The 25,861-nt window shown below is 53.9% G+C and carries 22 protein-coding genes; 10 read left to right on the forward strand and 12 right to left on the reverse strand.

Annotated elements, in window-relative coordinates; genetic code table 11:
• Together GTP69_RS11105 and imuA are read right to left on the reverse strand one after the other, a co-directional pair.
• The gene (locus tag GTP69_RS11105; RefSeq protein ID WP_161054965.1) at nucleotides 1-1,473 is read right to left on the reverse strand and encodes a Y-family DNA polymerase; all 1,473 of its coding nucleotides are present in this window, start codon (nucleotides 1,471-1,473) and stop codon (nucleotides 1-3) included.
• The gene (imuA, locus tag GTP69_RS11110) at nucleotides 1,406-2,191 is read right to left on the reverse strand and encodes a translesion DNA synthesis-associated protein ImuA (RefSeq protein WP_308494425.1); all 786 of its coding nucleotides are present in this window, start codon (nucleotides 2,189-2,191) and stop codon (nucleotides 1,406-1,408) included. The genes GTP69_RS11105 and imuA overlap by 68 nt, the downstream gene beginning before the upstream one ends.
• 133 nt (nucleotides 2,192-2,324) lie before the next feature.
• On the opposite strand from imuA, the gene GTP69_RS11115 reads away from it, so the two are divergent.
• Entirely contained in the window at nucleotides 2,325-2,720 is a 396-nt protein-coding gene (locus GTP69_RS11115) for a DUF2384 domain-containing protein (RefSeq protein WP_161054967.1), read from the forward strand.
• 85 nt (nucleotides 2,721-2,805) lie between these two features.
• Here GTP69_RS11115 and GTP69_RS11120 read toward each other — a convergent pair whose 3' ends face one another.
• The 4 genes from GTP69_RS11120 to GTP69_RS11135 are packed head-to-tail and all read right to left on the reverse strand — an operon-like array spanning nucleotide 2,806 to nucleotide 6,486.
• Nucleotides 2,806-3,573: a glucose 1-dehydrogenase gene (locus tag GTP69_RS11120; protein ID WP_161054968.1), complete on the reverse strand. Its 768-nt coding sequence runs from the start codon at nucleotides 3,571-3,573 to the stop codon at nucleotides 2,806-2,808.
• A 23-nt stretch (nucleotides 3,574-3,596) separates the two neighbouring features.
• Entirely contained in the window at nucleotides 3,597-4,274 is a 678-nt protein-coding gene (locus GTP69_RS11125; RefSeq protein ID WP_161054969.1) for a nitroreductase, read from the reverse strand.
• A gap of 44 nt (nucleotides 4,275-4,318) precedes the next feature.
• Nucleotides 4,319-5,443: an NADH-dependent flavin oxidoreductase gene (locus GTP69_RS11130; protein WP_161054970.1), complete on the reverse strand. Its 1,125-nt coding sequence runs from the start codon at nucleotides 5,441-5,443 to the stop codon at nucleotides 4,319-4,321.
• A gap of 56 nt (nucleotides 5,444-5,499) precedes the next feature.
• Nucleotides 5,500-6,486 carry an aldo/keto reductase gene (locus GTP69_RS11135; protein WP_161055085.1) on the reverse strand — a complete coding sequence of 329 codons (987 nt, stop codon included), beginning with the start codon at nucleotides 6,484-6,486 and terminating at the stop codon, nucleotides 5,500-5,502.
• 314 nt (nucleotides 6,487-6,800) lie between these two features.
• On the opposite strand from GTP69_RS11135, the gene GTP69_RS11140 reads away from it, so the two are divergent.
• Complete coding sequence (locus tag GTP69_RS11140) at nucleotides 6,801-7,712, forward strand: LysR family transcriptional regulator (protein WP_161054971.1); 912 nt, start codon at nucleotides 6,801-6,803, stop codon at nucleotides 7,710-7,712.
• Nucleotides 7,713-7,828: 116 nt separating this feature from the next.
• Here the strand turns inward: GTP69_RS11140 and GTP69_RS11145 are convergent, their stop codons facing one another.
• Together GTP69_RS11145 and GTP69_RS11150 are read right to left on the reverse strand one after the other, a co-directional pair.
• Nucleotides 7,829-8,527 (reverse strand): hypothetical protein, encoded by a 699-nt coding sequence (locus tag GTP69_RS11145; RefSeq protein ID WP_161054972.1) that lies wholly within the window; start codon nucleotides 8,525-8,527, stop codon nucleotides 7,829-7,831.
• A gap of 63 nt (nucleotides 8,528-8,590) precedes the next feature.
• The gene (locus GTP69_RS11150) at nucleotides 8,591-9,295 is read right to left on the reverse strand and encodes a metallophosphoesterase family protein (protein ID WP_161054973.1); all 705 of its coding nucleotides are present in this window, start codon (nucleotides 9,293-9,295) and stop codon (nucleotides 8,591-8,593) included.
• Nucleotides 9,296-9,482: 187 nt separating this feature from the next.
• On the opposite strand from GTP69_RS11150, the gene GTP69_RS11155 reads away from it, so the two are divergent.
• The gene (locus tag GTP69_RS11155) at nucleotides 9,483-10,109 is read left to right on the forward strand and encodes a GNAT family N-acetyltransferase (RefSeq protein WP_161054974.1); all 627 of its coding nucleotides are present in this window, start codon (nucleotides 9,483-9,485) and stop codon (nucleotides 10,107-10,109) included.
• Between the two features lie 94 nt (nucleotides 10,110-10,203).
• On the opposite strand, the gene GTP69_RS11160 is transcribed toward GTP69_RS11155, so the two are convergent.
• Nucleotides 10,204-10,914: a hypothetical protein gene (locus GTP69_RS11160; protein WP_161054975.1), complete on the reverse strand. Its 711-nt coding sequence runs from the start codon at nucleotides 10,912-10,914 to the stop codon at nucleotides 10,204-10,206.
• Between the two features lie 263 nt (nucleotides 10,915-11,177).
• Between GTP69_RS11160 and GTP69_RS11165 the strand changes: the two genes are divergently transcribed.
• The 6 genes from GTP69_RS11165 (at nucleotide 11,178) to GTP69_RS11190 (ending at nucleotide 20,230) form a co-directional block, all read left to right on the forward strand.
• Nucleotides 11,178-12,923, forward strand: a complete 1,746-nt coding sequence (locus GTP69_RS11165; RefSeq protein WP_161054976.1) for an ATP-dependent nuclease — start codon at nucleotides 11,178-11,180, stop codon at nucleotides 12,921-12,923.
• Nucleotides 12,907-14,952, forward strand: coding sequence for a UvrD-helicase domain-containing protein (locus GTP69_RS11170; RefSeq protein WP_161054977.1), 2,046 nt, complete (start codon nucleotides 12,907-12,909; stop codon nucleotides 14,950-14,952). Before GTP69_RS11165 ends, GTP69_RS11170 begins: the two co-directional genes overlap by 17 nt.
• Before the next feature lie 167 nt (nucleotides 14,953-15,119).
• Nucleotides 15,120-16,715, forward strand: a complete 1,596-nt coding sequence (locus GTP69_RS11175) for a hypothetical protein (protein WP_161054978.1) — start codon at nucleotides 15,120-15,122, stop codon at nucleotides 16,713-16,715.
• A gap of 607 nt (nucleotides 16,716-17,322) precedes the next feature.
• Complete coding sequence (locus GTP69_RS11180; protein ID WP_161054979.1) at nucleotides 17,323-17,637, forward strand: hypothetical protein; 315 nt, start codon at nucleotides 17,323-17,325, stop codon at nucleotides 17,635-17,637.
• 83 nt (nucleotides 17,638-17,720) lie between these two features.
• A complete protein-coding gene (locus GTP69_RS31830; RefSeq protein ID WP_161054980.1) occupies nucleotides 17,721-19,367 on the forward strand; it encodes an AAA family ATPase in 1,647 nt (548 codons plus the stop codon).
• A complete protein-coding gene (locus GTP69_RS11190; protein ID WP_161054981.1) occupies nucleotides 19,364-20,230 on the forward strand; it encodes a hypothetical protein in 867 nt (288 codons plus the stop codon). Before GTP69_RS31830 ends, GTP69_RS11190 begins: the two co-directional genes overlap by 4 nt.
• 214 nt (nucleotides 20,231-20,444) lie before the next feature.
• On the opposite strand, the gene GTP69_RS11195 is transcribed toward GTP69_RS11190, so the two are convergent.
• Both GTP69_RS11195 and GTP69_RS11200 read right to left on the reverse strand, forming a co-directional pair.
• A complete protein-coding gene (locus tag GTP69_RS11195; protein ID WP_161054982.1) occupies nucleotides 20,445-20,552 on the reverse strand; it encodes an H-NS family nucleoid-associated regulatory protein in 108 nt (35 codons plus the stop codon).
• Nucleotides 20,553-20,867: 315 nt separating this feature from the next.
• A complete protein-coding gene (locus GTP69_RS11200; RefSeq protein WP_161054983.1) occupies nucleotides 20,868-21,284 on the reverse strand; it encodes a helix-turn-helix transcriptional regulator in 417 nt (138 codons plus the stop codon).
• Nucleotides 21,285-21,688: 404 nt separating this feature from the next.
• Between GTP69_RS11200 and GTP69_RS11205 the strand changes: the two genes are divergently transcribed.
• A complete protein-coding gene (locus GTP69_RS11205) occupies nucleotides 21,689-22,561 on the forward strand; it encodes an Abi family protein (RefSeq protein ID WP_161054984.1) in 873 nt (290 codons plus the stop codon).
• A 239-nt stretch (nucleotides 22,562-22,800) separates the two neighbouring features.
• Here GTP69_RS11205 and GTP69_RS11210 read toward each other — a convergent pair whose 3' ends face one another.
• Entirely contained in the window at nucleotides 22,801-25,605 is a 2,805-nt protein-coding gene (locus GTP69_RS11210) for a TonB-dependent receptor (RefSeq protein WP_229260900.1), read from the reverse strand.
• Nucleotides 25,606-25,861: the final 256 nt, after the last annotated feature.

The raw sequence follows: 25,861 nt of genomic DNA on the forward strand, positions 1-25,861 counted from the left end.
TCACGCGAAGAGTCCGTGCAGATACCAAAGAACATCACCTTGTATCCGTTCTCTATAAATCCAGTAGCAACTGGCGTCTGTGGATTGGGCGACGTAATAGTCGCGCGCCTCGATTTGATCACTCCACCAGCCGGCTTCAAGTCGCTCCGGCCCTTCAAGAATTTGAAGCTGACTGATATATACCGGGCGCTCGCCGCGGACCAACAGCTTGATTGGGTTTGGCAGTAACCAGAACGGGCGACCACCGAGTATTCCCTCAATCTGGGATTTAGGTTGTTTGGTCGTGGCCGGCACCCAGCAATTGTAGATCTCAGGACGGTGATCATCGACGCACGCCGGGACGAGGACGTGCTCGGCGCCGAGTCGTGCGGTCAGCAATTCCAATAGGCGTGTGTAATCCTGAGGTGAACCACCGGGTTCAGGGAATAGCGATTCATTTGGCGGCAACATGGGTTCCACATGCAATACCTCCAATCGTAAGGCGATCACCGGTCGTTCCAGCTCAACCTTCGCCAGGCGCTCCTTCAGCAGGCGAATAAGGTGATGCTCATGCCATGCCGGCTCAGCAAGCGCGATTTCAAGCGGAGTGGGCGCCACAGCGGCGCGACCTCGCTCATGCTCCATGAGTATCACGAATGTTCGCACCGATTGCTGGAGTGCTACAAGCCATCCAACGAGCTGGAGAATAAGACTGGTTGCCCCGTAGAGCAGTGCGTCGGCATGCTCGATCCGGTCAAATGTCTCAAGCCTCGCGCTAAACGTCAGAGGCGGCTGTATCCACTCATGCAGTTCAGGCGCTTCGCCATATGCTCGATCCAAGGCAGCAAGTAATTCCTTGCTGGTTCTGCGTAACAGGCCAGCGCGCGGCAACCGGCGCAGTGCCGACAGTCGCTTCGCGCCTACATCATTTAGCCAATCATGAAACAGCGCGGCAGCCGGGACGAGACTGCATGGCAACATGTCAAGGCGCCGATGCAATGAGGCGATTGAAAGTACACGTCGACGCAGGATCATCCCTTTCATACGATAGCTCTGGGCAAGCAGCCACGCAGCTTCAGCCGTTGGCGCAACGCCAAGCTGCGCGCTCAACCCCATAGCCTCAACGCTGGCTGTTACGCGCGCGCAGAGCGCATGGGGGCCGCGAAACAACGTGAGGCTCGCACTAACGTCAAGCAAGACCGAGAAATCCGGCTGAAAAGTTACTTCTGGGGTGAACTGCATCAGGGCCGTAGCGAGTGCATCGAGCGCCACCTCTTCGCGCTCCTGTGCTCGCTCAAGCACAATCGTGTTTGGCGATACAGCCGCGACGCCTGCGCTGCGCATGCCCACCTTCACGCCCTCCATCGCGGCCGATGGAGACATGGATATGACATCCCCTTGATCTACCACCGCAAACGAGCCCGGTTCAGACCAGCGCGGCCGCAAGGCTTCTAGCGGAAGTAGTGGCAGGTGCACGCTTAATAGGAGCTTCATGGTCTTTGTCGAACAGCCGGCGACCTGCAGGCATGTCAATGAGTGGAACGAAAAGAGGCGCTTCGCAAGTAGGTCCGCGTCGTTTAATGATGTCGGCAGAGACGCCACCATGCGCCGGCCTGAGCGCTATACGCAACGGCGATACCGAGGAATCGGCGGCAGAAGCCAATGGTCGAATCAGCCAGATCCAGGTATCAGTGGCCTGAGCGGCAAGATGTAACCGCCTCAAGGCTTCAGGCCGCACATTGGACTGCCAAAGGACCACAGCACCACAGCCGCCATTCTTCAGAATCTGCTCCGCTGACCAGAGGGCATCGGCTGAGCTTTGGGGGCGCAGCCATAGGAGATTTTTATCGTTCATATTCCATGACCGGCAGGCCATTGAGTACGGCAGATATGGGGGCTGGACGAACGCAATCCGCTGCTTCTGCGACAAGGATGCCAGGCTCGGTTTGAGCAGTTGCATTTCGCCTATCCCGTGGCGTTGAACCAACAGCTCAACTAGTTCGGAACGAGGCCATCCTTTGTTCGGTAGCTCTTGATCAAGTTGTACATGACCCGTCACCATCGTGGTAGCGCGAGAGACAGCAAGTTCGCTGGCACGCCAAACATCCCGCATAGCGAGAGCACCCGCCTGTCTGGCGGCGTCGGTGATTTGAAGCGGCGGGGAAAGCATGGCAAGTGTCCGAGGGCTGTCGCTATAATACTGTACATACATACAGTATCCATCATCCCAAACAAATCCGCAAGGTGAGCAGGGTGGATGGTTTTAAGATGGTGTCTTCGAACCAAGAGTAAAATCTGGTCGTGGTGGAGTCGAAGTCAAATTGACAATCTGCGAAGGACGAATAATGAGCGGTCACACTGAACCGGTCCCTGTCTTTGGGCAGGATTTCGAGCAGCTTCAGGCATTTCTTCTTGATGAGGATGGGGCAATATCCCCGATGCGCTTTGCGCGCGTATTCAGTCTTGATCTACCGACGCTGGCTAGTGCCGCACACATTTCTATGGAAAAGCTCAGCGAGACGCCGAGCGACGAAAGTGTTCAACGCTATTTACGCGAAAGCCTTCAAATTACTAGCGCTGCTACTGCAATTGCTCAAAGTGTCGAGCGGGCACTGTTGTGGTTCAAAGATGCGCCTCTCACGCCCTTCGATGACAAGACTGGTCACGAATTGGCGGCAGAAGGCCGGACACGTGATGTATTGCGTTATATCAGCTCCCTGCAGGAAGGATTCGCTGGTTGACGGCGCGCGGCCAGGTCGGGCGTGGCGCACATCAGAAGTAATGTCGCCACGTTATTCAGAAAAGCACTGCTAACGATTTAGCCGCCTATTGCGCGGTGAAGCCACCGTCGACCGAGAGACCGGAGCCAATCACAAAACTCGCACCAGGGCTGCACAGCCAAAGGACTGCCGCAGCCAGTTCGGTCGAATCGCCTAAACGTCCAATCGGCTGCGCTGCGATGACTTGATTCAATTCCTCCGGCTTGCTCTTTTTCATATTGGCCAACATCGGAGTATCGAAGACACCCGGGCATACAGCGTTGACACGTATCCCTCGTGCGGCATACTCAACCCCGGCGCTTTTAGTCAGGCCTAGTACCCCGTGCTTTGTGCCGTGATACGCCGCACGTCCGGCTTGACCGACCAGACCGCCAAGCGAGGAACAGTTGACGATCACGCCGCTACCCTGTTTCTCCATCTGAAGTAGCTCGTGCTTCATGCATGCCCAAACACCACGCAAGTTAACATTGTTGACTGCGTCGTAGGCCTCCGCGCTGGTGACAGTGAACGCTTCATGGGGACCTTGTATTCCCGCGTTATTAAAAGCCATGTCAAGGCGCCCGAATTCAGCAACAGTCTGCTCGACCAGTTTGGCGACATCTGCCTCATTAGCAACGTCACACACGATGGCAAGCACTTCGTGGCCTGCTGCAGCCAATTTCGATGCGGCCGAAGTCAGTGTCTCTTCTTTGTCAGCAGACATTACGACTTTTGCACCAGCTTCGGCGAACGCTTTTGCAGTCGCGAAGCCAAGGCCGGAACTAGCACCCGTTACCAAGGCTACCTGACCAGTAAAGTTGTAAGTTGGATTCATATTTTTCTTTCACTTGATATGGGTTATACGTGCATTACGCTACTGTCGCCGATGGCCGCCCGCGGCATGGGCGCTACCGATAATGCAGTCGGATCGGCATAACCGAACGAGATCCCGAATAGAAGCTTCATCTCATCGGGTATCCCAAGGTGTTCCCGAATCGGATCGGCGAACAAACCCAGTAGTGTTTGAGGTATTCCGGCATAGCCGCGAGCGGTCAGCGACAGGAGGAAGGTTTGGGCATACATGCCAATGTCGGCGGCAACGCGCACACCGTCACCGACGGACGGCATGAATAAGAAGGCGGCATGGGGAGCGCCGAAGAAATCGAGATTACGCAAGATAGCTTCATGACGCCCCGCCTTGTCTTCGCGTGCGATACCCAATGCTTCGTAGTACGCTTTACCTTGGGCGCGGCGCCGTTCATCAAGTCGCCCCGGAAAAGCTGTCTCATCCCAACTAAAGTCGGGTGAATAACTCGCCTTTTCCGCCTGCTCAATTAAAACTTGCGTCAACGACGCGCGCGTTGCGCCGGATACGACATGAACGTGCCACGGCTGCGTGTTGCAATTAGAAGGCGCGCGCTGCGCATCCTCCAGAACAGCCTTGATCTGTGTCGCTTCAAGCGGTTGAGCGAGAAACTGCCGCACTGATTGCCGTCGACGAACGAGGTCGTGAAAAGACTGCGACTGATCCATCATGCTTCCTTTATCGATTTACGTGACAACACTGCGAGCGATGAGGGTTATGATGCGACCACATCGAACCAACCGGGCGTGGCCTTGATAACGTCCCAAAGTTTGCTCGGAATACCTGTACGCGGTACGTCGGCAGCCGAAATCGAAAGGCGAACATCACTAGCTCGGCCATTGCGAGCACAAGCAACCCAATCCGGATTGATCACCAAGCTCTGTCCCACAGCGACGAGCGAAAGCCCCGTGTTGAGCGCGCTGTCAGCCTGGGCTGGCGTCTTGATGCGTCCCGCAGCCATCAGCGGGACGCGATCGCCTATATGGTCGTGCAATATGCCGACGATCGTGGTGCTGTATGTGCCAGACGAAGGCACCTGGTCTAATGCATTACCCAACGACGCGTGGATATAGCTTGCACCAGCGTCAATCACACGTGTGATCAACTGCAGCGAGTCAGCGATCTCCAATCCTCCCTCGATATTTTCCTCAACCGAGATGCGATATCCGAGTGCAAACGGTCCGTCCGCGTGCTCAGCAATTGTGCGCTTAACAGCTTCCACAATTGCTAGCGGAAAACGCATACGGTTCTCCAGCGATCCGCCCCATTGGTCAGTGCGCCGATTCGAATGCGGGGAGAAAAAGTTCTGGATCAGGAAGCCATGAGCTCCGTGAAGTTCGATCCCATCAAAGCCGGCCGCAATGGCACGCCTTGTCGCATCGGCGAATGCTTGCACTACAGCGATGACTTCTTCGTCACTCAACGCCCTGGGCATGACGGCCTGTGCAAACGGGCCGCCATCGCCCGGAACAGCGCTTGCAGCGACTACGTCTGACACCAACGTCGGCAAGGTCTTCACGCCAGCATGGAAGATTTGCAGGATAGCCGGCGCACCGCCGCTTTTGGCTGCGAGCGCCAATTTGCGCAGGCTCGGAATAAATCGGTCGTCGTGAGCGGCAAATTCACCGGTAAAGCCTACGCCATTTGCTTGTACGTGCGTGCAGCCGGTAATGACCAAACCTACGTCTTGAGCCCTTCGACGATAATACGCCTCCTCTTCATCGGACACGGTACCGTCTTCATTGCTGGCCCAAGTGGTCATCGGCGCCATCACGACGCGATTGCGCAATACCAAACCTGGTAGGAGCGCCAACGGCTCAAATAACTCGCTGTGTTTCACGGTATTTCACTTTCATTTAGAGATTGCTAGGCCGCCAGCGGCGGCGCTCTGAGACGTCAAACCGTATAGTCGATCTGGCTCATGTGTGCTTCACCCATCCGATCGCCGAAAACCGGGTATTTTCCCAGCATCGTGTCGATAGCAAGGACATCGGTGGCGGTCAGTTGCACGCGTTGAGCGCCGAGGTTTTCCAGCAGATGCACCTCGGTGCGCGTGCCTGGAATTGGAACGATGTTCGGGCCTTTTGCCAGCAGCCAAGCCAACGAGATCTGGGAAGGTGTCGCGCCTTTTTTCGCCGCATACGCTTTCAGCCATTCGATCAGCGGCATATTGAGTTTCAAGAACTCTTGCGAGAAACGCGGGAAGCCGGCGCGGAAGTCGGTTTTGGGATCAAACTTCGTATTCGTATCGATCTTGCCGGTCAAGAAACCAGCGCCCACCGGCGACCAGGGCACAAAGCCGATCCCTAGTTCCTTGCAGGTATCCAGCACGCCATTCAGTTCCACGTTCCGCGTCCACAGTGAGTATTCCGACTGGACCGCAGCCACTGGCTGCACGGCGTGCGCGCGACGAATAGTTTTCGCGCTCGCTTCCGACAGGCCGAAATGGAGTACCTTGCCCTGATTGATCAACTCCTTGAGTGCACCAGCGACTTCTTCGATCGGCACAGCCGGGTCAACCCTGTGTTGGTAGTACAAGTCGATGTGGTCGGTACGCAAGCGTTTGAGCGACTCTTCCACTACTTTTCGGATATGCTCCGGACGGCTATTTAGGGCGATCGTCCCGTCAATCGCGAAACCAAATTTCGTCGCGATCTGTACCTTGTCACGGAACGGGGCAAGCGCCTCGCCGACGAATTCCTCACTGATATATGGCCCGTAGACCTCCGCCGTATCAAAGAACGTCACACCGTTTTCGTATGCGGTGCGGATGGTTTTGATAGCCTGCTCCTTGGGGACGGGCGCGTTGTAATTGCCCGCGAACGTCATGCACCCGGCGCCGATTTCCGACACCTTCATTGTTCCTAAAGTGCGTTGTTTCATCTCATTTCCTCGCGTTGGTTGAGTGGTTTGATTGGTCTGCGCGCGTGCTGTACTCGCGCCGAGCATCGGACCGATTGCTGCTGATGCGCCAAGCAAGGCCGAGTGCTTCATGAACGCACGCCGTCCTGCATCAGCATTCGCCGAGCGATCGTGTGCCTGCGGCGGCACGCCAGGATTTTGATTTGCTGACATCGACTCTGCCCTTTTATCCGTGTTGAAGAAAAATGCTGTGACTTAATGACTCCAATGTAACCCCGCACGATAGATATGATTAGATGCGATAATCCTCTTGCGCTTATAGGCAAGGGTTATAAATGATTAAAGAGAGCATGGATGATTTGGGGGCGTTCCTGGTCGTCGCGACGCAACGTAGCTTTACGCGCGCCGCAGCTCAGCTCGGAATTTCGCAGCCCGCGCTGAGTGCCAAGATCACTGCGTTGGAGGCGCGACTCGGCGTGCGCTTGCTAACACGTTCAACCCGCAGCGTCTCCACTACCGAGGCAGGCGAGAGACTATTCAATGCGATCGGGCCACACTTCGACGGCATTGCATCGGGATTAAATGAATTGAGCGAGCTACGGGACAAACCTGCCGGAAGCATACGAATTACCTCAGTCGAACATGCGTCGCAGACTATTCTGCTACCTGCACTGGCGACGCTGCTTTCTGACTACCCCGATATCACTGTAGAAATCATCGACGACTACAGTCTTGCCGACATTGTGGCGGACCGGTTCGATGCGGGGGTACGTCTCGGAGAACAAGTGGCGCAAGACATGATTGCTGTACGCATAGGCCCCGACTTTAAGCAATGCGTAGTCGGTTCACCTGCATACTTCAAAAGATGGGGAAAGCCCCAAACGCCTCACGACTTAACTGAACATCGTTGCATTGCGTTGCGCCTGCCGACATCGGGGGGTGTCTGGTCGTGGCCATTTGAAAAAGAGGGCCGAGAATTGAAAGTTCGTCCAGCGGGGCAATTGGCGTTCAATACGATCACATTGCAACTTGGTAGCTGCCTGGCAGGAATTGGTCTGGGCTACCTGCCCGAAGATGTCGTGAAGGAACATATTACGGCTGGCCGCCTGCAACGAGTGTTGACGGAATGGTCGGCGCCGATGTCGGGTTATCATCTCTACTATCCGAGCAGGCGCCAGCACACCGCAGCATTTTCTTTGGTCGTCTCAGCTTTAAGCCTTGGAGGAAGACAGCAACGCACTCGGTAGCTTGCTTGGTCACTTGATGCTGGCGCACTGGTAATTTAGGCAAACGCGGGGAGCATGAATTTGCAATCCCGGAAAATCGAGTGCTCGAAACAAAAAAGCGCCCTGCGGTATTGAGGCTAGTCTTTCCCGACCTCGTTCGGATGAAGCCGTTGCGTTTCGTCGCTAAGAACATTAATCGGCTCCCAGGACAGCAGAGCTGCTGTTCGGTTTATCACCCACATCATATCGGTATCGGATCCCCAGCCGGTCCGAAGGAGGCGTGCTAGATATTGCTGGAGTATTTCCTGACGGGATAAGTGTGCGTACTTGCCTTTCTCGTTCAGCAAGCATCGCTCCACGAACTGATTGGCAAGGTCTTCGCAAAGCTCCCATCGCGCGAGTACTTCGGGCGGGGACGTGCCTGGCTCATAGTACTTACCGCCATAAGAGACCAGCGCGATCTTAGGTTGTGCGCCACTGATTGAAGCGGCCTGAGGTTGAGCGGGGAAGTCCGATGGAATCAGTGCTCGCTTAATCTCGACCTCTAGTGTCGACGAGCGTTCGCAATGAACTTTATCAGCAAGTGCAACTGCGGAACTGATCGTATTTTCAATGTCTGCGGCACTAGCACCTGGGGCGATGAGCAAGGTGGCCAGCAGGGTAGCTGGCGCATTTGCTAAAAATCCGGCGACAGCCGGCACCAAGTTTGGAGTGAGCTCATTTGTCTTTATGGCTCGAATTAGTTCTGCAGCCGCAACCGAGCCATCCAGGGGCAGTGATGCCAGGAAGGTGTCTACCTGATGCTGTGTGTCTGGTGTTGAATGTATGTTCTGCATCTCGATTTCTCCAAAGGCACCAACGAGCAAAATCCGATACGGTAGCGACGAATATCGGTGGCCTTAGTATTCACCACCGATGTGGATGACTTCGCCACCAAGGCTGACGATGCTGCGAAAACCTACTCCCATCCAAGGGCTGCGCAAATAACAGATGGACTCGTGCAAGTGACCATGAAAAGCTCTCTGTACACCTAAGCATTGCGCGAGGTGCGTTATCACCTCAAATCCAAATTCATGCAGACCTGGCGCTTCATGTGTAACCAGCACATCAGCAGACTGCTGGGATAGGTAAAAAACGTCTGCTGGAAAAATTGTAGTGAGGTGACGCAAAGGCAGTCCGCCCCGGAACAGATTACCTTTCCCAAGTGTTTTCGCGTATGCACTACCACTAAGCAGTGGATCGACTGCTACATCAGCTCTCGGATTCCACGGCTTTCTGAAAACTCCGCCCAATCCAGCGATGCGTACGCCTCTGATCGTTGCGACAGAACTGTGCAGATTGATGAAGCCGCTGTTGGTTAGATTGTCCCAATTCGATTCGGAGTCGCTGTCATGGTTACCCGGAATGTAGGCAACTTCAATATTGGCCTGAAGATCTCGTAGCTCGCTCTGTAGCGGACCGCGGCAATCGAGATCGCCTAAGAAGATAATTGCATCCGGGGTTCGATGATCTGTCGCGTTGAGAATGTGCGCGAACTCACCGTGGCAGTCTCCTGCAAACCAGATTTCCGGCATATTCCCGTTGGCGTGCACCATTTCCTCCATTGCCTTTCGTAGTGCTGTCTTTAATGCCGTGTAAAGTCTATCAACTCGTCTAGTCGCCCGGCTGCAGTGGTGACATACGGCAGGGCCTTTCCAATAGGACCGGTATGTCCGAAAGAAGCCACAGGCGCTAGGTACTGTTTTAAAATCGGGAATATGCCTTAGAATCCAACTGAAGAAGGATGCTTGTATGTTAAAGCTGTGGCGGTTATTCCGTATTTATGACGAACGTTCTACCAAGAAAAAAATAGAAGGCGCCAAGGATTCTATCTCAGTCAAAGCCCGTCTCACGCACATCAAACAGTTACGCAGCATCGAGATCGAGACCTCGATGAACCACTATAAATCGTTTACAGCGCCCAATCCGGACATCAAAGCGACTATATATTCCTCGGATCAGGTCGTGGTGGGTCAGGTAACGTACGCGGTATCACCCCTATTCGATAAGCTCTATATATTCGACATCACCATACACGATGCTTTCCGCCGTCAAGGCTTTGGTCTTGCTGTAATTGCGTATCTCGCGAATACGCATCGCCTGCCCATGGCTACGATCAAAGAGGTATTATCGGCAAGCGGATTTTGGCGTGCGGCTCGCCTGGCCAGCGGTCCAATTGAAACCTTATCCCTCAGCGAGATGGACTTAGAGCGTGAACGATGGGCTCATCTCAAGCCCCTGGTGGATCAATTGGATTCTCTAATCTCCGATCGATTGTCCAACAAGCGCGAGTCGTGGGAAATCGCTGTCGGCCGGGGACTACCGGACTGGCCGTCGTCGAAATTTACTCCGCTCGCGACGGCGGATCACTGGGGGTAAGGTGGGCAACTACGTCGCCACACAACATACAGAAACCCGCCTATTCTTTGCAATTACTTTTCACCGCCGAAGTTGGCAGCGTCTGCTCCCTGACTCAAGTCGGTATCCGGAGGGTCCCCAAGTAGGCAGCCTCATCTGAGTGATCTAAGTCGCGCCAGCTCTCATTCACGCCTGCATAGCCTTCGCAGTCGTTAAGGATCAATCCGGCTCGCCCCGCTTTATCGAACGTCAGCTTAGCACGGCAGTTAAGAGTGTCGCCAGTGAACATTCGATCGCCATCGAAATCGTGGTCTCCAGCCATGTCGCCATCTGCGTCAATGCTCCAGGTGACTCTGGCTTCCCACAAATTTTCAGTGGGAGGAATTTTGTAGGGCAGTTCAGCTTCGCTATCGAAAGAGGCATTCGTCTCGGACATGGCCGCTGATACATCATCTGAATTGGTGATCGCATCCACCATGACTTCGCGCGCGTAGTCGTCATAGAAATCGGGAAGATCTTTGTAAACCGGAACAGGTGCTGTGCTCGTCAGGGCAACTACACAAGCTTGAATTAGCTCGGTGATGTGACTTACACCGATCGCAAGTGCACGCTTCTGAGCGGTATCCAGGTTCAGCACCAACATTTCGGCATCGTCGAGATGGTAGGCCCGACTCTCGTCTCGTTCTTCTAAAACCAATGCGGCATAGCTGTGGTAGCCAAGCATGCCGGCTAAGACTTCCGCAATGCGAGAGCGTTTTATTGATTGACCGTTGTTGGTCAGAGAAATGAATGCGGCATGGGCGGCCGCACTAATAAGCGTAGTCATAATATTCTCCATGTTCGCTTGCGCTGGCCGTTTTGTCGCTGTCGAACAGTCGAAAATATGACGATTGGATGAGCGTTGTTTTACGATGCATGCCGTTTCAAGCTGGCCAGAGCTTAGGCGGGTCGCCTTGAGGTCATATTAGCCTGTAAGCAGTTGAAGGGCAACTCTTCTCGCGTATGTGGGCATAGGTTGTTTCAATTTGCGGCGCAGCTCTTTGTTTGGAATAAAATGTCCGAAACCAACTGACAAGAGCACTCGGCAAGATGCACGTCTCATCTCTTAAGCTATGGAATTTCCGTAAGTTCGGCGGCGACGCATTTGACCTGATCGCTCCACACCTCGAAGTGGGCTTCAGCCCGGGCCTCAATGTGCTTATTGGCGAGAACGACTCGGGTAAGACCGCGATCATCGATGCGGTGAGGCTCGTACTGAAGACCCACAGCTACGATTGGTCGAGAGTCGACGGGGACGACTTCCACAAGTCTGGGGAACGTCTGCGCATTGAGCTAACCCTGTCAGGACTAAAGCCAGAGGAAGGCAAAAATTTCACGGAGTTCCTGTGCTGGGAAGATGACAAAGAAGAGGTCAGGCCTTTCCTGAGATTGATACTGGACGTCAGGAAGAACCCAGCTACCGGCCAGATCTTGCCTTACGAGGTTCGAGCTGGTGGCGACGCTGACGGCAAACAGCTAAGTCCTGAGGCCAAAGAGTATCTGAAGGTAACCTACCTTAAGCCGCTAAGGGATGCCGAAGAGGAGCTCGTTGCGCGGAAGAACTCTCGTCTATCTCAAATCCTTATCGGGCACGAGGCGTTCAAGGGAAAGGGCGAAGGCCACGTCCTGATGGACCACTTGAAGAGCTTCAACCTCTCGTTGGAAAATTACTTCGAGGGAAACGACCACGCTGGCGAGCCGATCGATGATCAGCTTGGAAAGGGACTCAAAGACAGCATCGATGGCTATATCAAGCAGCTCTATCAACAGGGCAAGAAGACGGGCCTGTCGGTCACAGAGCGCGGACAATTGAAGGGGCTACTCGAAAAGTTGGAGCTTTCCATACTCGGTGAGACGAGACCCGGCCTGGGAACGCTCAACCGGCTTTTCATGGCGTCCGAGCTCCTCCACCTCAATAAGCTCAACTGGACGGGAATCAGGCTAGGGCTCGTGGAGGAGTTGGAGGCGCACCTTCACCCGCAGGCGCAAATGCAGGCCATAGAAACCCTGCAGAAGCAAACCGAAGTCCAACTCATGCTTACGACCCACAGCCCGAACATTGGATCGAAGCTCGACCTGAAAAACCTTATCGTATGTAATGGTAGCAAGGCATACCCGATGGGAGGCGAACACACCGAGCTCGATGCTGATGACTACGTGTTTCTTGAGCGCTTTCTGGATGTGACCAAGGCGAATCTCTTTTTCTCGAAAGGCGTAATCCTCGTTGAAGGATGGTCCGAAGAACTGTTCCTCGGCGAATTTGCGAGGCTTCTTGGCTACGATTTGACCGAAAAGGGCGTTGCTGTGGTCAATGTCAGCAGCCTTGCCTTCATTCGCTACGCGAACGTCTTCAAGCGGAAGGCTGAGCCCCACTTCGAAATTCCGGTGGCCGTGCTTACCGACGTCGACGTTCCTTTCGACGAAGAGGATGGTACAACGCCTGGCGACAAAGCTAATCTGGCTGCTGCAATAACCGCCAAGCAGAAAAAATACGATGGCCAGTGCGTAAGGTCGTTCATCTCCCCGAGGTGGACCCTGGAATATTGCCTTTCCAAGTCTAATGCATTCAAAGCGAAGTTCGCTGAGATCGTCATGGCAGCCCACAACCGCACAGATTGGACAGACTTCGACGCGACGTTGGCGGATAAGTTGAAACGCCAGGCACTCGCCAAGACTGAGATTTCTGCGCGACTCGCCCAGGCATTATCGAAAGGCGAAATTAAAAAAGAACAGGTGGCCGGCGACGTGCATGTGGAGTACTTAGTAAAGGCAATTGAATATGCCTGTGGAAATTAACCTAACTGAAGACGACATCGCGTATGCCGAGAGCGTGCTGCTGCCCAAAGGCGCGTCTTTCGATCACGAACGGAGGGAATTTATTCGCAACCTCGGCACTCTCGACCTCCAAGCCGTGCCGGGTAGCGGAAAGACGACCGCATTGCTCGCGAAATTGCTGATCCTGGACCGCTACCTACCGTTCGCGGACGGATCCGGGATACTCGTCCTCTCGCACACTAACGCCGCTATTGACGAGATTCGCTCAAGGATCGGGTCCCACTGCAAGGCGTTATTTAGGTACCCGAATTTCGTAGGCACCATTCAAGGCTTCGTGGACGATTTCTTGGCTATCCCCTATTTCACCAACCGATACCACCGCGTACCAGTCCGAATCGACGACGAGATTCGTGAGCAGAGGTTTGCGAACCGCCCGTTTAACATGCAGGGATTTTCCGCGCCTGAGAGCAAACGAGCTTTGCATTTCCTCAGGGTGAATTCGAAGCCTATACGCCTGTCTTATATGGACGGAAACACGGTCCTGACAGAAGGATACAGGGGCCCTAGATTAATAATCAAGAAGCCGCGCGGGAATACGAAGGCGGAAAACTATTCTGATTGGAGTTTGGACGAGAAAGCCAAGGTCGAGGAGTGGGTCACGAAATTTACTCGCAGAGTACTTGCGAGCGGCCACCTGTGCTATGACGACGCTTACTTCCTCGCGGACGTCTTCCTCACTAAAAATTCCCAGATAAAGGAGCTGCTCCAGGCGAGGTTCTCGCACGTCTTCGTTGACGAGATGCAGGACATGGAAATGCACCAGCATGACCTTCTTGAGCGCGTTTTCTTCGACGGAGGAAGCGCAGTGACAGCTTTCCAGCGTGTAGGCGACAAGAACCAGTCGATATACGATGGACGGACGGCCGCTACACAGGGTTTTTGGATTGACAGGGCAACAGTGCTCCAGCTCAACGGCAGCTACAGACTCAGTCCATTGATCGCCGAACTCGTAAGCAATTTTGCCATCGCGCCGCTTCGTATTGACGGGCGCGGGAAGAATTCCGACGGCTCGGAAATATCCGTAAGGCCAAAGTTCATCGTCTACTCGGAGAGTACTTTGGATCAGGTCCTCCCAGAATTCACTCGCGCCATACGCGAGGGACTCGACAACGGCTCGATTCCGGCGGATCCTCACAACAAGTACAGGGCCATAGCTTGGGCAACTAAGCCGGACAATGAAAAAGTCCGGCTTTGTAGTTACCATCCGAGCTTCTCGCGCGAAGAGCTGCGGCAAAAGCCCGACTACACAAATCTCCGGTCCTACATTCTCGCCTGCGATAAGAGGTCCTTAACTTTCGCTTCTGCTGAGCGTGGCATAACCGGCGCGATGCTCCAAGTGCTGAGGATTGAGGGAATCGGCGATGCAAGCGGCCGACCACTCAACAAGGCAAAGCTAAAAGAGTTCCTCGTTGGAGCGGATCCGGAGAGCTGGGCGGCACACGAAGCGAACTTGTACAGATGGTGCGTCCTGGTGGCGAGCGGGAAGGAAGATGACGTGGTCCAAGAAATGAAATCTTACCTGCCTAAACTCCTGGCACTTTTTGACTCCGCCGTTAAACTAAGCGCTGCGTTCATAAACGACACGTCTACAGTCTTCGCTCCCCCCGTGAGCGGAGCTCGCCGCAACGGCGCCAACATCTTCCAAGGCGAGGGTGTGAATATCCTCGTCTCTACCGTGCACGCGGTGAAAGGGGAAACCCACACAGCGACCCTCTACATGGAAACACATTACGAGAAGGGAGGAGGAGGAAGCTATGAGTCCGAACGGCTCGCGAAACAGTTGATAGGCACTCCGCTCGCTCAGAATGCGCATAAACTGGCCAAGCAGTCCGCCAAGATGGTTTATGTTGGTTTCTCGCGGCCCACACATTTACTTTGTTTCGCAGTACATGAGAGCAGGTTCACCGCTCTAGCGGTTTCGGTTAACACCTCCGGGTGGGATGTTCTAAGGCTGGTGGACAAAGCTCCTGTAATCGAGCAAGTGACTTAGGCTAAGCCGAAACACGAAAAATAGGGTCTGTGACAATTTACGAAAAAATGCTGATTTTTAGCGTTGCAAGTTATTGAAAACAAAGGAAATTCAGTCGGACCTTTGAAATAGACGTTGGCCCACGTAGTGGAAAATTATAAATAGCGCTCTGTGACATAAAAAAAACCATGCCCGCAAACGCCCTAAAACAACTTGGCCCGTGCCTGACCACTGAGCTCACTCAACATCTCGTCAAAATTCATGGCATTAGCCAAGCTGCCGCCCGGCAGCGGGTAGCGCGCGCGTCAGGTCCGGTAAAGAAGCTGAAGCACCTCCCGTTCGCGAAGGGGGTGAGATTTGTCTACCTTGAAAAGGATTTTCGTTCGCCGTACTATTGGCAACGACTTTTCGACGCGATCCTCGCAAGCAAGAGCGCTTATGCAAGGGCGCTTGTCGCAGTCCAAGCCAGAGGAATGGTCCAGGTGCCTCACTTCAATGCCGCATGTGGTGCTCCCGTCGCTCAGAAAAAGCACATCTCAGCTGGGACGGTATTGGAACGCATGGTAGCTGCGGGTGTGTTCGAGCGAGTTGACGTTCCGGGCATCGGTGAGTGCATCCTGACTAGGGAGCACAGCGAACGTGTCGAACACATGCCTCCCGATGTAGTTGCGAGGGTTCGGGCGAGATTGATCGCGGAAGGCATACTCCTGGAAAGCGTCAAGGAATGGTTACGCAGGCTAGGAATGGCGAGCTTCAACAAGGTCAAGGTGCGGGGGACCTCATCCGACATGCCCACGGTGGCCACCTACGCGTGGGACATGACTGCTCCCAGCTATCTGGGACCGCTCACCGCGTGGGGGAAAGACCAATCTCTCAAGCCAGGAATGATCGCCTGCGATGTTCTGTTGGCGGGGTCGCTCAGCCTCGCTAGCGCCGAAGCATTCCTCTACAAGGTCGCTGCACTCCAAGCCCTCAAGAATCTCAGCAAGACGTTGTTCATTTATGTGGCGGAGCATTTCTCTGCGGAAGCCTTCCAAGCGCTGCGTAGCGCTGGCGTTTTGCCAGCAACTCCAGAGACCCTATTCGGGAAAGACATGGCCGCCGGCTTCAAGGAACTTAGCAAGGTCCTTGCTGAGGCAGCACTCCGATCGGTCTCGTCGGACCGGTTCGACATGCTCTTTAACAGCCTCGGCAAGCTGGAGGGTGCTATCGGCAACATGAGGGGTTCCCTTTTCGAACTGCTTGTTGCGGAGGTTGCGAGGCGAGACCACCCTGCGGTGGTGGAGCTGAACAAAATATGCAGGGGCAAAGACGGGGCGAAAGCAGAAGTCGACGTTTGGTTTCTTATTCCGAACCGCCAAGCGCACTTCATCGAGTGCAAAGGCCACGCGCCTGGCTCCGCGATCGACGACGCGGAAATCGAGCAGTGGCTCACAAAGCGAATCCTTACAGTTCGCCAACACGTAGAACAATATCTGGACCCGAAGCCAACGGCTCTAATTTTCGAGCTCTGGTTTACAGGAAGGCTTTCCGCCGAATCACTAGCGCGCATAGAAAAGACTCGCGAAGCTAACCGAAGAAAGTTCGATATTGTGTTGGTGGGCCCGGAGGACATCAGATCGAAAGTCCGCGCGTTGCAAGATGTCTCGTTAATGAAGACCTTCGAGCAGCACTTCCTGCCGCCGCAGCATGCTCCAGTAACTTTGCAGCTTCGTAGACAAAGGAATAAACAGGAGGCCACACCTGCTGCGCTACCTCAAGAATCGGAGAGAACTTCTGAGTGAATGCCATGCACCCAGTTTGAGCCCGCCCCCGCATTGCTTGGCGGATGCCGGGTAAGTGGTCGGCAAATCCATTAAATCCCGATTCGCAACAGTTCTAGTTGAGTTGCTTTAAGCGGACCTTGCTTACGAGACTCGGAACGATTTGGTCTTCAGATAACGTAAAAATTGGAAGAGAATAGGTTAATTGCATTGGCATATTGTCAGCTCGATCAACCGCTCACGGATCTCCGACTCTCGGAGACATTTCGACGACTTGTAGCTGTCAAAAGTTGCCACGACAATCGACGCTGCAAGTGAGGTGACCGTGCCTGCGGCTTCCATAACGTATTCAATCATGCCATGCCCTCGAACGCCACAGCGCAGAAACCAAGCGCAGATATCCGATCGCTATATTAGCGAAAGACCTATTGTAATTACCATAGTACAATATTGGTAACCTGTAACCGCCACCATGCTGGTAAAGGCTTCTCTTTCCCGTATTGTTTGGCTGCATCTGATAGATGGTTGCGCACCTACAAACGAGTGGCGCAACGCGTGACGGCAATAACTTACGCTATAGGTGACCTGACTTTGGCCGTTGTTCCAACTCCTCATCCATAGGCATTCCATGAGCAAATTATCCCAAACGAAAATCAGAGTGCTGAATGAATTCGAAGCAAGAAATGATGAATGGTCATTCGGCGTGTTCGAAAGGGAACTCCAACAAGCCATGGGTGATCAATTCGGGAATTTCCAGACCGCAAAAATGACGATCATTGACGCGGACAGGGACGGACGATGGCCCGTAACTGTTGCGCGCTACGTACTGTCGAATTATCGCGCTTTTGGAAACTCCCCGGGCGAACTTGTGGGGATTTTCAGACGGATCTGGCCCATTCTCACCGAACAGGAAAAGGCATATTGGTCACCTAAGATCAATTGACGGACAAACTGCACGCTCCAACTACGGTGGAAATTAGTACTTCCGGGCATTAAGGTTTAAAAATTCTAGATAAGGGGGCGGGCGTGGCATCGAAGAAGAAAAAAGCATCTGGTGTTTCTATAAAGGTGATTTTTGGCTTAGAGCAGGCAGCGAATACTCCGCCGCCAGACGACCATATCCTGATCGTACCTGACAAAGATCGTTGGAATGATTTTAATTTCAGAACCAAAGTTGGCGTATACGCTCGTGTCGGCGGCAAAGATTGGAGTGGATTGGCCTACATTGGATTCTTAACCGATACGGTGGGTGGTCCAGCTGATGTCGATGCTATCACTCAGCAGTTTGATTCAAACAGTGAATTAACTATTCCTGTAATGGAGTCGACGCGGTTTTTCACTATGCTTCCGTCCATGAATGCATACCGAGAAGTCGTGTATACCTATGGCCCAGACATCGCCGTTCGCATACTACGAGCGATGCGCGACTTGGTCGTGTTAAGGGAGTTCCCCACAAAAGCAAACTGGCTGAATTTGGCGATTAATTCGCAGGTCTTTCAGCGATCGTTCATGCGAACATCTGAATCTTTTTTTACGTTTCACAACGCTGGTACTATCCTTCGAGGGCTCGATAAAGAAGAGTCTGGGCACCTGTCGAATTCGATTGGCATAAATTTCAGGCTCCCAGGGAGGGAAAGTGATCATCAACTAGTATTCCATTTTGACCGGCAGGATGATCTCCCAAAACGAATTGCTGTAGTGATCGGCAAGAACGGTGTTGGCAAAAGCCAGACCTTGGGACGAATTGTGACTGCTGCTCTTAAGGGGCATGGTGCGTTAATCGATGCGGACACGGGACATAGGCCGTTTATTAATCGCTTAATGGCTTTTGCTCCCACAAACGAAGCGAAATCTGCTTTCCCCTCTGATCGACAAAGGCGGCCCAGCATTTGGTATAAACGGTTTGCGCTTAATCGGTCAGAGCGCAACTCCCGTGGAGATGGAATAGCAGGCACAATCGTACAGGTGGCTCGATCTGAGGAACACATCCGAAACATATCACGCTGGGAAATATTTTTGGATGCGATTACTGCGATTCATCGCTGGGAAGAGATTCAGTTACCTGGTGTTGATGGATATATGCCAATGCGGGATTTGCGGTCCGCCGGAGAGGCTGAAATATTGCAAAAATTGGCTTTCGTAAATCAGAAAAAAGATCCAGTCCGTGTAATCGCCGGAAAGGGGTACCCGCTAAGTAGTGGTGAAATCTCTTTTCTGCGGTTCGCTGCGCAGGCCAGTTTGCATATCGAAAATGGATCTCTACTGCTATTAGATGAACCAGAAACACATTTACATCCTAATTTTATTAGCCAAATTGTGTTGCTTCTGGATAATCTACTTCGACTTACTAGCTCCGCTGCTATTATTGCAACTCATTCAGTATATTTTGTACGCGAAGTTTTCCCATCGCAGGTCACGGTCTTGAGCGTAGATGAAAGAGGTGGTGTGTTGGCTGTAAAGCCTCGGTTGCAGACCTTCGGTGCCGATGTCGGCTCTATTTCATACTTTGTTTTTGGTGAAGACGAACCATCGCGCCTTGCGTCACGGGTCGAGAGCCAATTGCTTAAAAATTTTAAAAACTGGGATGAGTTGTATCGCCGGTATAAAGACGAGTTGTCGACGGAGGTTTTGGGCGAATTACGCGAAGCAATGGAAGCGCGGGAGAAGAAATGAGAAAAATTCCTTTGCCCGTGTATAACGACAACAATGCATTTACAGCCTTGGCTGGCAATTCAGGTGTGAGCAGTTATCCAAATCTACAGCCTATTCTGCCAATAATTCTCGCCGCATATCAGCAGTACGTTATCGCTGGAGGCAACGCGAACGCGGTCTTAGCCGTGCCGTTAGCTCAGAACATTGCTGACTATTTGAGGGGACACTACAGTTCCCCGAACCAAGACTTGGCACATATCACTACGATGCGGAACGAGTCGGAACATGCTAGTTGCCCAATGTGCGGATCACTTCACAGTGGGACGCTAGACCACTTGTTACCTAAGAATGGTTTTCCCGCGTTTGCAGTGTTTAGCAAAAATTTGGTGCCGGCTTGTAAGTGTAATATAAAACGCAAGGAAATTTTGCTCGGGCCGCTTCCAAACCAGCGAATTCTCCATCCGTATTTTGATCTTTGTTTGGACGATCGATTGATCGGTGCTGAATTTACCGCACTAGGGGCTGTGCCCCTGGTCGCAATCAAGTTGCAGATTCCCCTCACTCACTTGGAGTTTGCAGCCATCAGTTTTCACGTTGAAAAAATTGTTGATCGTACGGGTATCAAGAAGTGGCTGGGTGCCAGATGGGCGAAGCTTTGTCGGAAACCTGGACTCGTTATCCGAGAGCTCAAAAAAAACCCCACTTCGTTATCCAATCTTGTTACCGTCCTTCAGCGCGAGCGAGACAATTTAGACGAACTTCACGATGGCAAAAACAATTGGGAGTCAGTTTTTGTGACGGGGCTTCTAGAGTTACCAGTTAGAACCTGGCTTTACAACAGGATGATTCAGCCAGGACGACCGGCAAACGGCCCACTTATCTGATTACGTTAAGGGCAGCGCAATCGACCCATACGCCTTCAGCTCTCAGGCAGGCAATCAAGCCTGCCAAATCCAGTAAGCAGGGGCACAGCCAAAACACCTTCAAGCGGACGTAGCGAATTGGGATTCAAGGGACCCTTACGACCGCGCGCTAGAGGTCGCAGGGCAATGGAGGGAGGTTCAAACGGAGTGGGTAAATTCGGCGCGCAAACGAATACTATCGGATCAAGTACTGATTTTTGCCCTTTCCTTCTAACCACTTCGGTGCGCGGCCACGACCTGTCCAGTTATCACCAGTTGTCTCGCCCTTATAATTGATTTCCACGGGCTTGCGGACAGTGTTCGTTTGCTCGCAGAATTGCCCCTCTCAGTTTGCCCCTCCGCCATACCCTCGCGAACGCCGCCACCCTGTCGTGAGACTCCTCGAATCCCAATTCCTTCAAGTCTTCATAGATCTGTTTCAGCGTACGCCGCTGCTTGCGTGACTTGGCCGCCTCGGTCTTAAGCAGTGCTGTAAGTTGGAATGCGTATTTATCGATGGCGCGGCCGGAACGCCGCTCAGAGTAAGCTTGCTCGATGGTTTCCGACCGCAGATAGCGTCGGACGGTGTTTCTAGAAGTGCCCAAACGCCTGGCCATCTTTAAGGTCTCGAAGATTTGAAATCAGCTTGTCCGGAGAAGCGGTCACCGACTCCCCCATCGCTACCTTCATGGAGGGGAAGGTCCTTACGTTTTTGCTTCCCCTTACTGACAATCGTCCGCTCTAATTTCTGTAGTGCCTTTCCTAATGCAGTTCCAGTTGCGGTTTCTTTCACACCACCTGGGAACATCCGTTCAAGTGCTTGTAGGCGACCATGTCCGGTGAACTCTTCGAATGCTCGCGCAATTTGAAGCATCACCGCCAAAGAGTCGCATTCACCACTTTCAAACCTCTTGTAGGTACGTATGGAGACCCCTGACTTAAGAGCGAGCTCTTCTTGGCTCAACCGATAAAGTTTTCTTTCGGCACGAACCCGAACCGCTATCCGATTAATCTCTTCTTGAATAAACGTTATCATTGTGACATGCATAAAAGTTAGGTACAGCTAATTATGGGCCATATCTGGCACTTTGCAAAAATATTTTTAGAAAATATTGTTGAAAACTGTGGATAACTTTAATTTGAACGAGTATGATTCATTCAGCGTGCTCATCCACGGCGTTGGTGCCAAAGCACTTTTAAGGAAAATGCAAACTGGGAAGATCGGCGGGTGAGCCGTTGCAGGCGAGTTCTAGGAATTGGTAGTCGTTTTGAAGACTGGGTAGGGGAACGCTTGGCGCAGAAAGTCAAAAGCCACCCCTAAGGATGGCTTTTAGACTCTTCTGCCAACATGGCGTCACCGGCTTGGGTTCCTGCAAAAAATGCGGGAGCGGGAGTGGGATCACATTGGGCTACCGGACAAGTATAAATAATTACTCAAAAATGAGCAACGAAAATCTGCAGCAAAAAAACATCCCCGCAACTCCGGACATTTCTGAGGTGCTGAAAACGGTCGGATCACCTCGCCTCGATCCGTACAGGGTGTTTTTTCAATGCGATTCGGACACTCAACTCCTAGGAGCGTATTTTTGGGGGCAGACAATTAGCGTTGCATTTCAGCCCACTCTTGCGATGTACGAGATTGCACTACGTAACGCTGTCCATCGGTCAGCATCAGATTTTAGCTCTAAAGGTACGAGCGAATCGTATCCATGGTACGACCGAGCTCAGGACGGAGCCGTTCGCATCGGCGGAAAAACGCTTCTTAAATTGAATGAGGTTTTGTACTCCGGCGAACCGCCGCTTCGAAGATCTCCACAGCCATCGCCAGATTCTGTCGTTGCGTCGCTCTCGTTTGGCTTTTGGCCCAGCATGCTCGCCGGGCTATCGAAGCGCGAGCAAACACTCATTTTGAGTAAGGCATTTCGCGCTCATCCAAAGTCACATCCCAGGTTTTGGGGTGTCCAAGAGAACGTCACTGACCTGATCAGCACGTTGAAGGGCATTCAGGATTTGCGCAATGCAGTAGCTCATCACGAACCAATCTGGAAGTCCCACCGCTTAAGCGGTGCGGAAACACACTGGAGTCAGTCGGTCCGAAGCCTCAGGGAAAAGCACGCAGCGATGCTCACAGTTATGGCTTGGTGTTGCCCTGCTTCGGCAGCCGCCGCCGAGCATAGCTTCGCTACCCGGCTATTCAAGAGCATCTGTTCTACGAACGCGGTGCTGGCTTTTAAGGTTGACCCTTTCGGTGCAGGGCGAATGCAGCTGTTTAACCCGCCAGTTTTGACTGCTGTATCTGCTGCGGGCCAGTAGGCTATAGCCGGTCCGACTCTTTGTTTGGCAGCAAACCCCACTGAAGCGCCACTAGGTGACGCCTGAAAGTGGAGACACAGTAGTCCTCAACTATTTTTCAGCGATTTGACAGTTGCTCGTCACTCAAGACACAACAGTCTCTGACTTTAGCTAACCTGGGGCGGTCACCTAAACGTGCTCACGCCCCAGAGTTAGTTCTCGACTATTTTTTGACGGATTATTTTCTATCTACGCAGCGATCAGAAGAACTTGTAGCTGGCGCCGACTTTGAAGTAACGGCCGATTGCGCCGCTTGCATCCATCGGGTTGTAGCTCATGCCGCCGTAGGTCAGCGGATCCAGCGGTGCGACTTTGTCGAACACGTTGTTGACCGAAGCGAACAGTTGGAACTGTTTACTCACGTTCCAACGGGCCGACAGGTCAACCGTGGTGAACGACGCGATTTTGCAACCGTTTGGTGCGTCAGCACCGCTGGCCAGTTTCGATGCGCACAGGTCGCCTTCGAACAGGACGTTTTTCATGTCCGAACGGTAGTTGGCGATAGCGCTGAAGTTCCAGGCCTGGCTAGGATCCCACGATGCGTTGACGCTGATCTTGTCTTTCGGCGTACCGGCGCAGTTCGAGGTGTCGCAGTTGCCGTGGGTGCCAGCAAACTGGTAACGCACGGTGGCGGACTCGGCGCGTACCCACGATGCTACATGGGTCCAGGTCAGGCCAACGCTGCCGCGGCCGTAGTCGCCCAGGCGCAGACGCTGTTTCACATCCAGGTCGACACCTTTGACTTCGGTGAAGCTGGAGTTGCGGTAAGGCGCCTTGGTGATCAGCAGCGTACCGGTGTTAGGCACTACCACGCCGTTGATGGTCAGGTTGTTGTCGGCGCGGATCGCGGTCGGCAGTGCAGCGGCTTCGTTGTACGGCAGCGGGTTGATCTCGTCGGAACGTTTGATCTTCCAGCCGTCCAGCGACAGCGACAGGTCGTTCAGCGGGTCCCACACCATGCCCAGGGTCAGGCCTTTCGAGGTTTCCGGACGCAGGTTAGGGTCGCCGATTTTCACAGCAGCCACGGAAGCCGCGCAATCGGTCGAGGTCGCGCCTGGCAGCGGCGTGCCGTTCGGGCAACGGATCGGATCGCGCACGGTCGAGGTACCGGTCGATTGCGACATCGCGCTGCTTTCTGCCGGGCCTGGCGCGCGGAAGCCTTCCGAGTAAGTGCCGCGCAGAGCGAAGCTCTTCACCGGGGTCCATTTCACGCCGGCTTTCGGCGTGGTCGACGAGAAGTGGTCGTATTTGTCGTAACGCACGGCAGCCGACAGTTCCACGGTTTGCAGTACCGGCGCCAGCAATTCAGCGTAGACCGCCGACACCTTGGTGTCGCCGAACGCTGCCACATAGCTGGCGTTGATGGTGCCGTTTTCGGTACCCGACAGCGATGGGTTCGACAGCTTGTCGCGGCGGTGTTCCGCGCCAACTGCCAGGCCGAGGTCGCCGCCTGGCAGGGTCATCAGCGAACGGGTGGCCTTGAAGTCGATGATGTCCAGCTTGGTCGACGAATGCGAGTAAGCGTGGGTCACCATCGCGGCATACAGCGAGGCCGGATTTTTCGAGGCCTGGTCGCCGATGTAGTACGGGAAGTACTTGCTGGTCGGATCGCCCAGCGCCGCCTTGACCACGGCCATGTTCAGCATATTGCTGTAATCCAGGTCCAGCTTGGACTCGGAGTGGGTGAAGCCGGTGTCGTAGTCCCAGCCCAGTGCCGAGCCCTTCAGGCCGACCACGAAGCGGGTGAAGTTGTTGTCCACGGCGCGGGTGCTTGGGCCGACGTCGAACGCGCTGTAGCGCACGCGGGCGGCGGCGCCGAACGGATTCTGCGGGTGCGACGGGGCCAGCACGATGGTGGTGCCAGCGCCGGAGCCGTAGTTGATCACGCCGGTCGGATTGGTCGCGTTCGGCGGGAACGCCACGGTCGGGGTGATCGACGGCGGGGTCAGGATGAACGAGGTGTTACGCTGCGAATAGCCGGCTTCCGCATACGCCTGGGTATTCTCGTTGACCTGCCAGGTGCCGCGGGTGTACAGGTTGATGCCTTCGATGTTCGGCTGCATCGAGCGGAACTGATCCTGATACCACAGGCAGCCGCCCTTAGGATCTTGCGGCGACGCGGTCGACAGCTTGGAGCAGCCTGGCAGCGACACGTAGTCCAGCGTGGTCGGATTGCGGATCGCGCCGACCGGGCTGGCGGCGGCGTTGTTGTTGCCGCTGATGTAGCCGGACGCGAACTGGGTGCCGATCGGGTAGCCGTATGGACGCAGGTCACCCTTGCCGATGTAGGCGCGGTCCTTGCGGTCGCTGTTCATCAGCGGGTCCGATTTGAAGTACTCGGCGTTGACCACGAAGTTGTACTTGTCTTCGTCCAGGTTGCCTTTGCCGTAGGTGACCGATGCCTTGTGCTGCTGGGCATCGCTGTAGCGCGACGCGCCGGTGTCAGCCTTGAAGGTCAGGCCGGTGAAGTCCTTGCGCAGGATGATGTTGACCACGCCGGCGATCGCGTCGGCGCCGTAGGTGGACGAAGCGCCGTCCTTCAGGATCTCGATGCGCTCGACGATTTGCATCGGCACGGTCGACAAGTCGGTGAAGCTCTTCTGGCCGTCATCGGCACGGGCGAATGGCGCCATGCGGCGGCCGTTCAGCAGCACCAGGGTCGAGGTGGCACCCAGGCCGCGCAGCGAAATGGCGGTCGAACCAGCGGCGAAACCGTTACCGAAACCGGTCGGCAGCGAACCGGCGCCGTCAGCGGTCAGGGTTTGCAGGTAATCGGCCACGGTGGCCTTGCCCGACTTCATCAGATCATCGCGGGAAATCACTTGAACCGGCGATGCAGTCTCGGCAGTTGCACGTTTGATACTGGAACCGGTGATCTCCACACGCTGGATCGGCCCCTGGGCTTCCTGCGCCTGCACATGCGCCATCATGCTCAACGTGGCGATGGCGAGACCGCCTGCAAACATCTGGCGCACCGAATGTGCCAGCACTGTTTCTTTCATCATGAACTGCTCCCTGAAGTGGCTTTTTTTTTGGTTGGTGAATGTTTAAGAAATACATTTTTTCTCAAACGGGATGATGGAAACACCCGTGGAAAATTGCGTCAATGTAGGGATTCCCCTATTTCTGCACTCCGCCACATTCATGCCAACCCTATCGTTGCAAAGCCACAACAGGGTAATTTCGAGCTTTAATCGCTCATTTATCGTCTATCTTCAGCCATTTTTTTTCGAATTAGTAATATAGAAACGCCGCCAACGT

The sequence above is a fragment of the Duganella levis genome, from assembly GCF_009857605.1.
In the GTDB taxonomy this organism is placed as follows: Bacteria; Pseudomonadota; Gammaproteobacteria; order Burkholderiales; family Burkholderiaceae_D; genus Rugamonas; species Rugamonas levis.

Excerpts from the sequence above, each read along its gene's own strand:
- GTP69_RS11105 (WP_161054965.1), bottom strand. The coding sequence starts at position 1,473 with ATGAAGCTCCTATTAAGCGTGCACCTGCCACTACTTCCGCTAGAAGCC.
- imuA (WP_308494425.1), bottom strand. The coding sequence starts at position 2,191 with ATGTATGTACAGTATTATAGCGACAGCCCTCGGACACTTGCCATGCTT.
- GTP69_RS11115 (WP_161054967.1), top strand. The coding sequence starts at position 2,325 with ATGAGCGGTCACACTGAACCGGTCCCTGTCTTTGGGCAGGATTTCGAG.
- GTP69_RS11120 (WP_161054968.1), bottom strand. The coding sequence starts at position 3,573 with ATGAATCCAACTTACAACTTTACTGGTCAGGTAGCCTTGGTAACGGGT.
- GTP69_RS11125 (WP_161054969.1), bottom strand. The coding sequence starts at position 4,274 with ATGATGGATCAGTCGCAGTCTTTTCACGACCTCGTTCGTCGACGGCAA.
- GTP69_RS11135 (WP_161055085.1), bottom strand. The coding sequence starts at position 6,486 with ATGAAACAACGCACTTTAGGAACAATGAAGGTGTCGGAAATCGGCGCC.
- GTP69_RS11140 (WP_161054971.1), top strand. The coding sequence starts at position 6,801 with ATGATTAAAGAGAGCATGGATGATTTGGGGGCGTTCCTGGTCGTCGCG.
- GTP69_RS11145 (WP_161054972.1), bottom strand. The coding sequence starts at position 8,527 with ATGCAGAACATACATTCAACACCAGACACACAGCATCAGGTAGACACC.
- GTP69_RS11150 (WP_161054973.1), bottom strand. The coding sequence starts at position 9,295 with ATGGAGGAAATGGTGCACGCCAACGGGAATATGCCGGAAATCTGGTTT.
- GTP69_RS11155 (WP_161054974.1), top strand. The coding sequence starts at position 9,483 with ATGTTAAAGCTGTGGCGGTTATTCCGTATTTATGACGAACGTTCTACC.
- GTP69_RS11160 (WP_161054975.1), bottom strand. The coding sequence starts at position 10,914 with ATGACTACGCTTATTAGTGCGGCCGCCCATGCCGCATTCATTTCTCTG.
- GTP69_RS11165 (WP_161054976.1), top strand. The coding sequence starts at position 11,178 with ATGCACGTCTCATCTCTTAAGCTATGGAATTTCCGTAAGTTCGGCGGC.
- GTP69_RS11170 (WP_161054977.1), top strand. The coding sequence starts at position 12,907 with ATGCCTGTGGAAATTAACCTAACTGAAGACGACATCGCGTATGCCGAG.
- GTP69_RS11175 (WP_161054978.1), top strand. The coding sequence starts at position 15,120 with ATGCCCGCAAACGCCCTAAAACAACTTGGCCCGTGCCTGACCACTGAG.
- GTP69_RS11180 (WP_161054979.1), top strand. The coding sequence starts at position 17,323 with ATGAGCAAATTATCCCAAACGAAAATCAGAGTGCTGAATGAATTCGAA.
- GTP69_RS11190 (WP_161054981.1), top strand. The coding sequence starts at position 19,364 with ATGAGAAAAATTCCTTTGCCCGTGTATAACGACAACAATGCATTTACA.
- GTP69_RS11200 (WP_161054983.1), bottom strand. The coding sequence starts at position 21,284 with ATGATAACGTTTATTCAAGAAGAGATTAATCGGATAGCGGTTCGGGTT.
- GTP69_RS11205 (WP_161054984.1), top strand. The coding sequence starts at position 21,689 with ATGAGCAACGAAAATCTGCAGCAAAAAAACATCCCCGCAACTCCGGAC.
- GTP69_RS11210 (WP_229260900.1), bottom strand. The coding sequence starts at position 25,605 with ATGATGAAAGAAACAGTGCTGGCACATTCGGTGCGCCAGATGTTTGCA.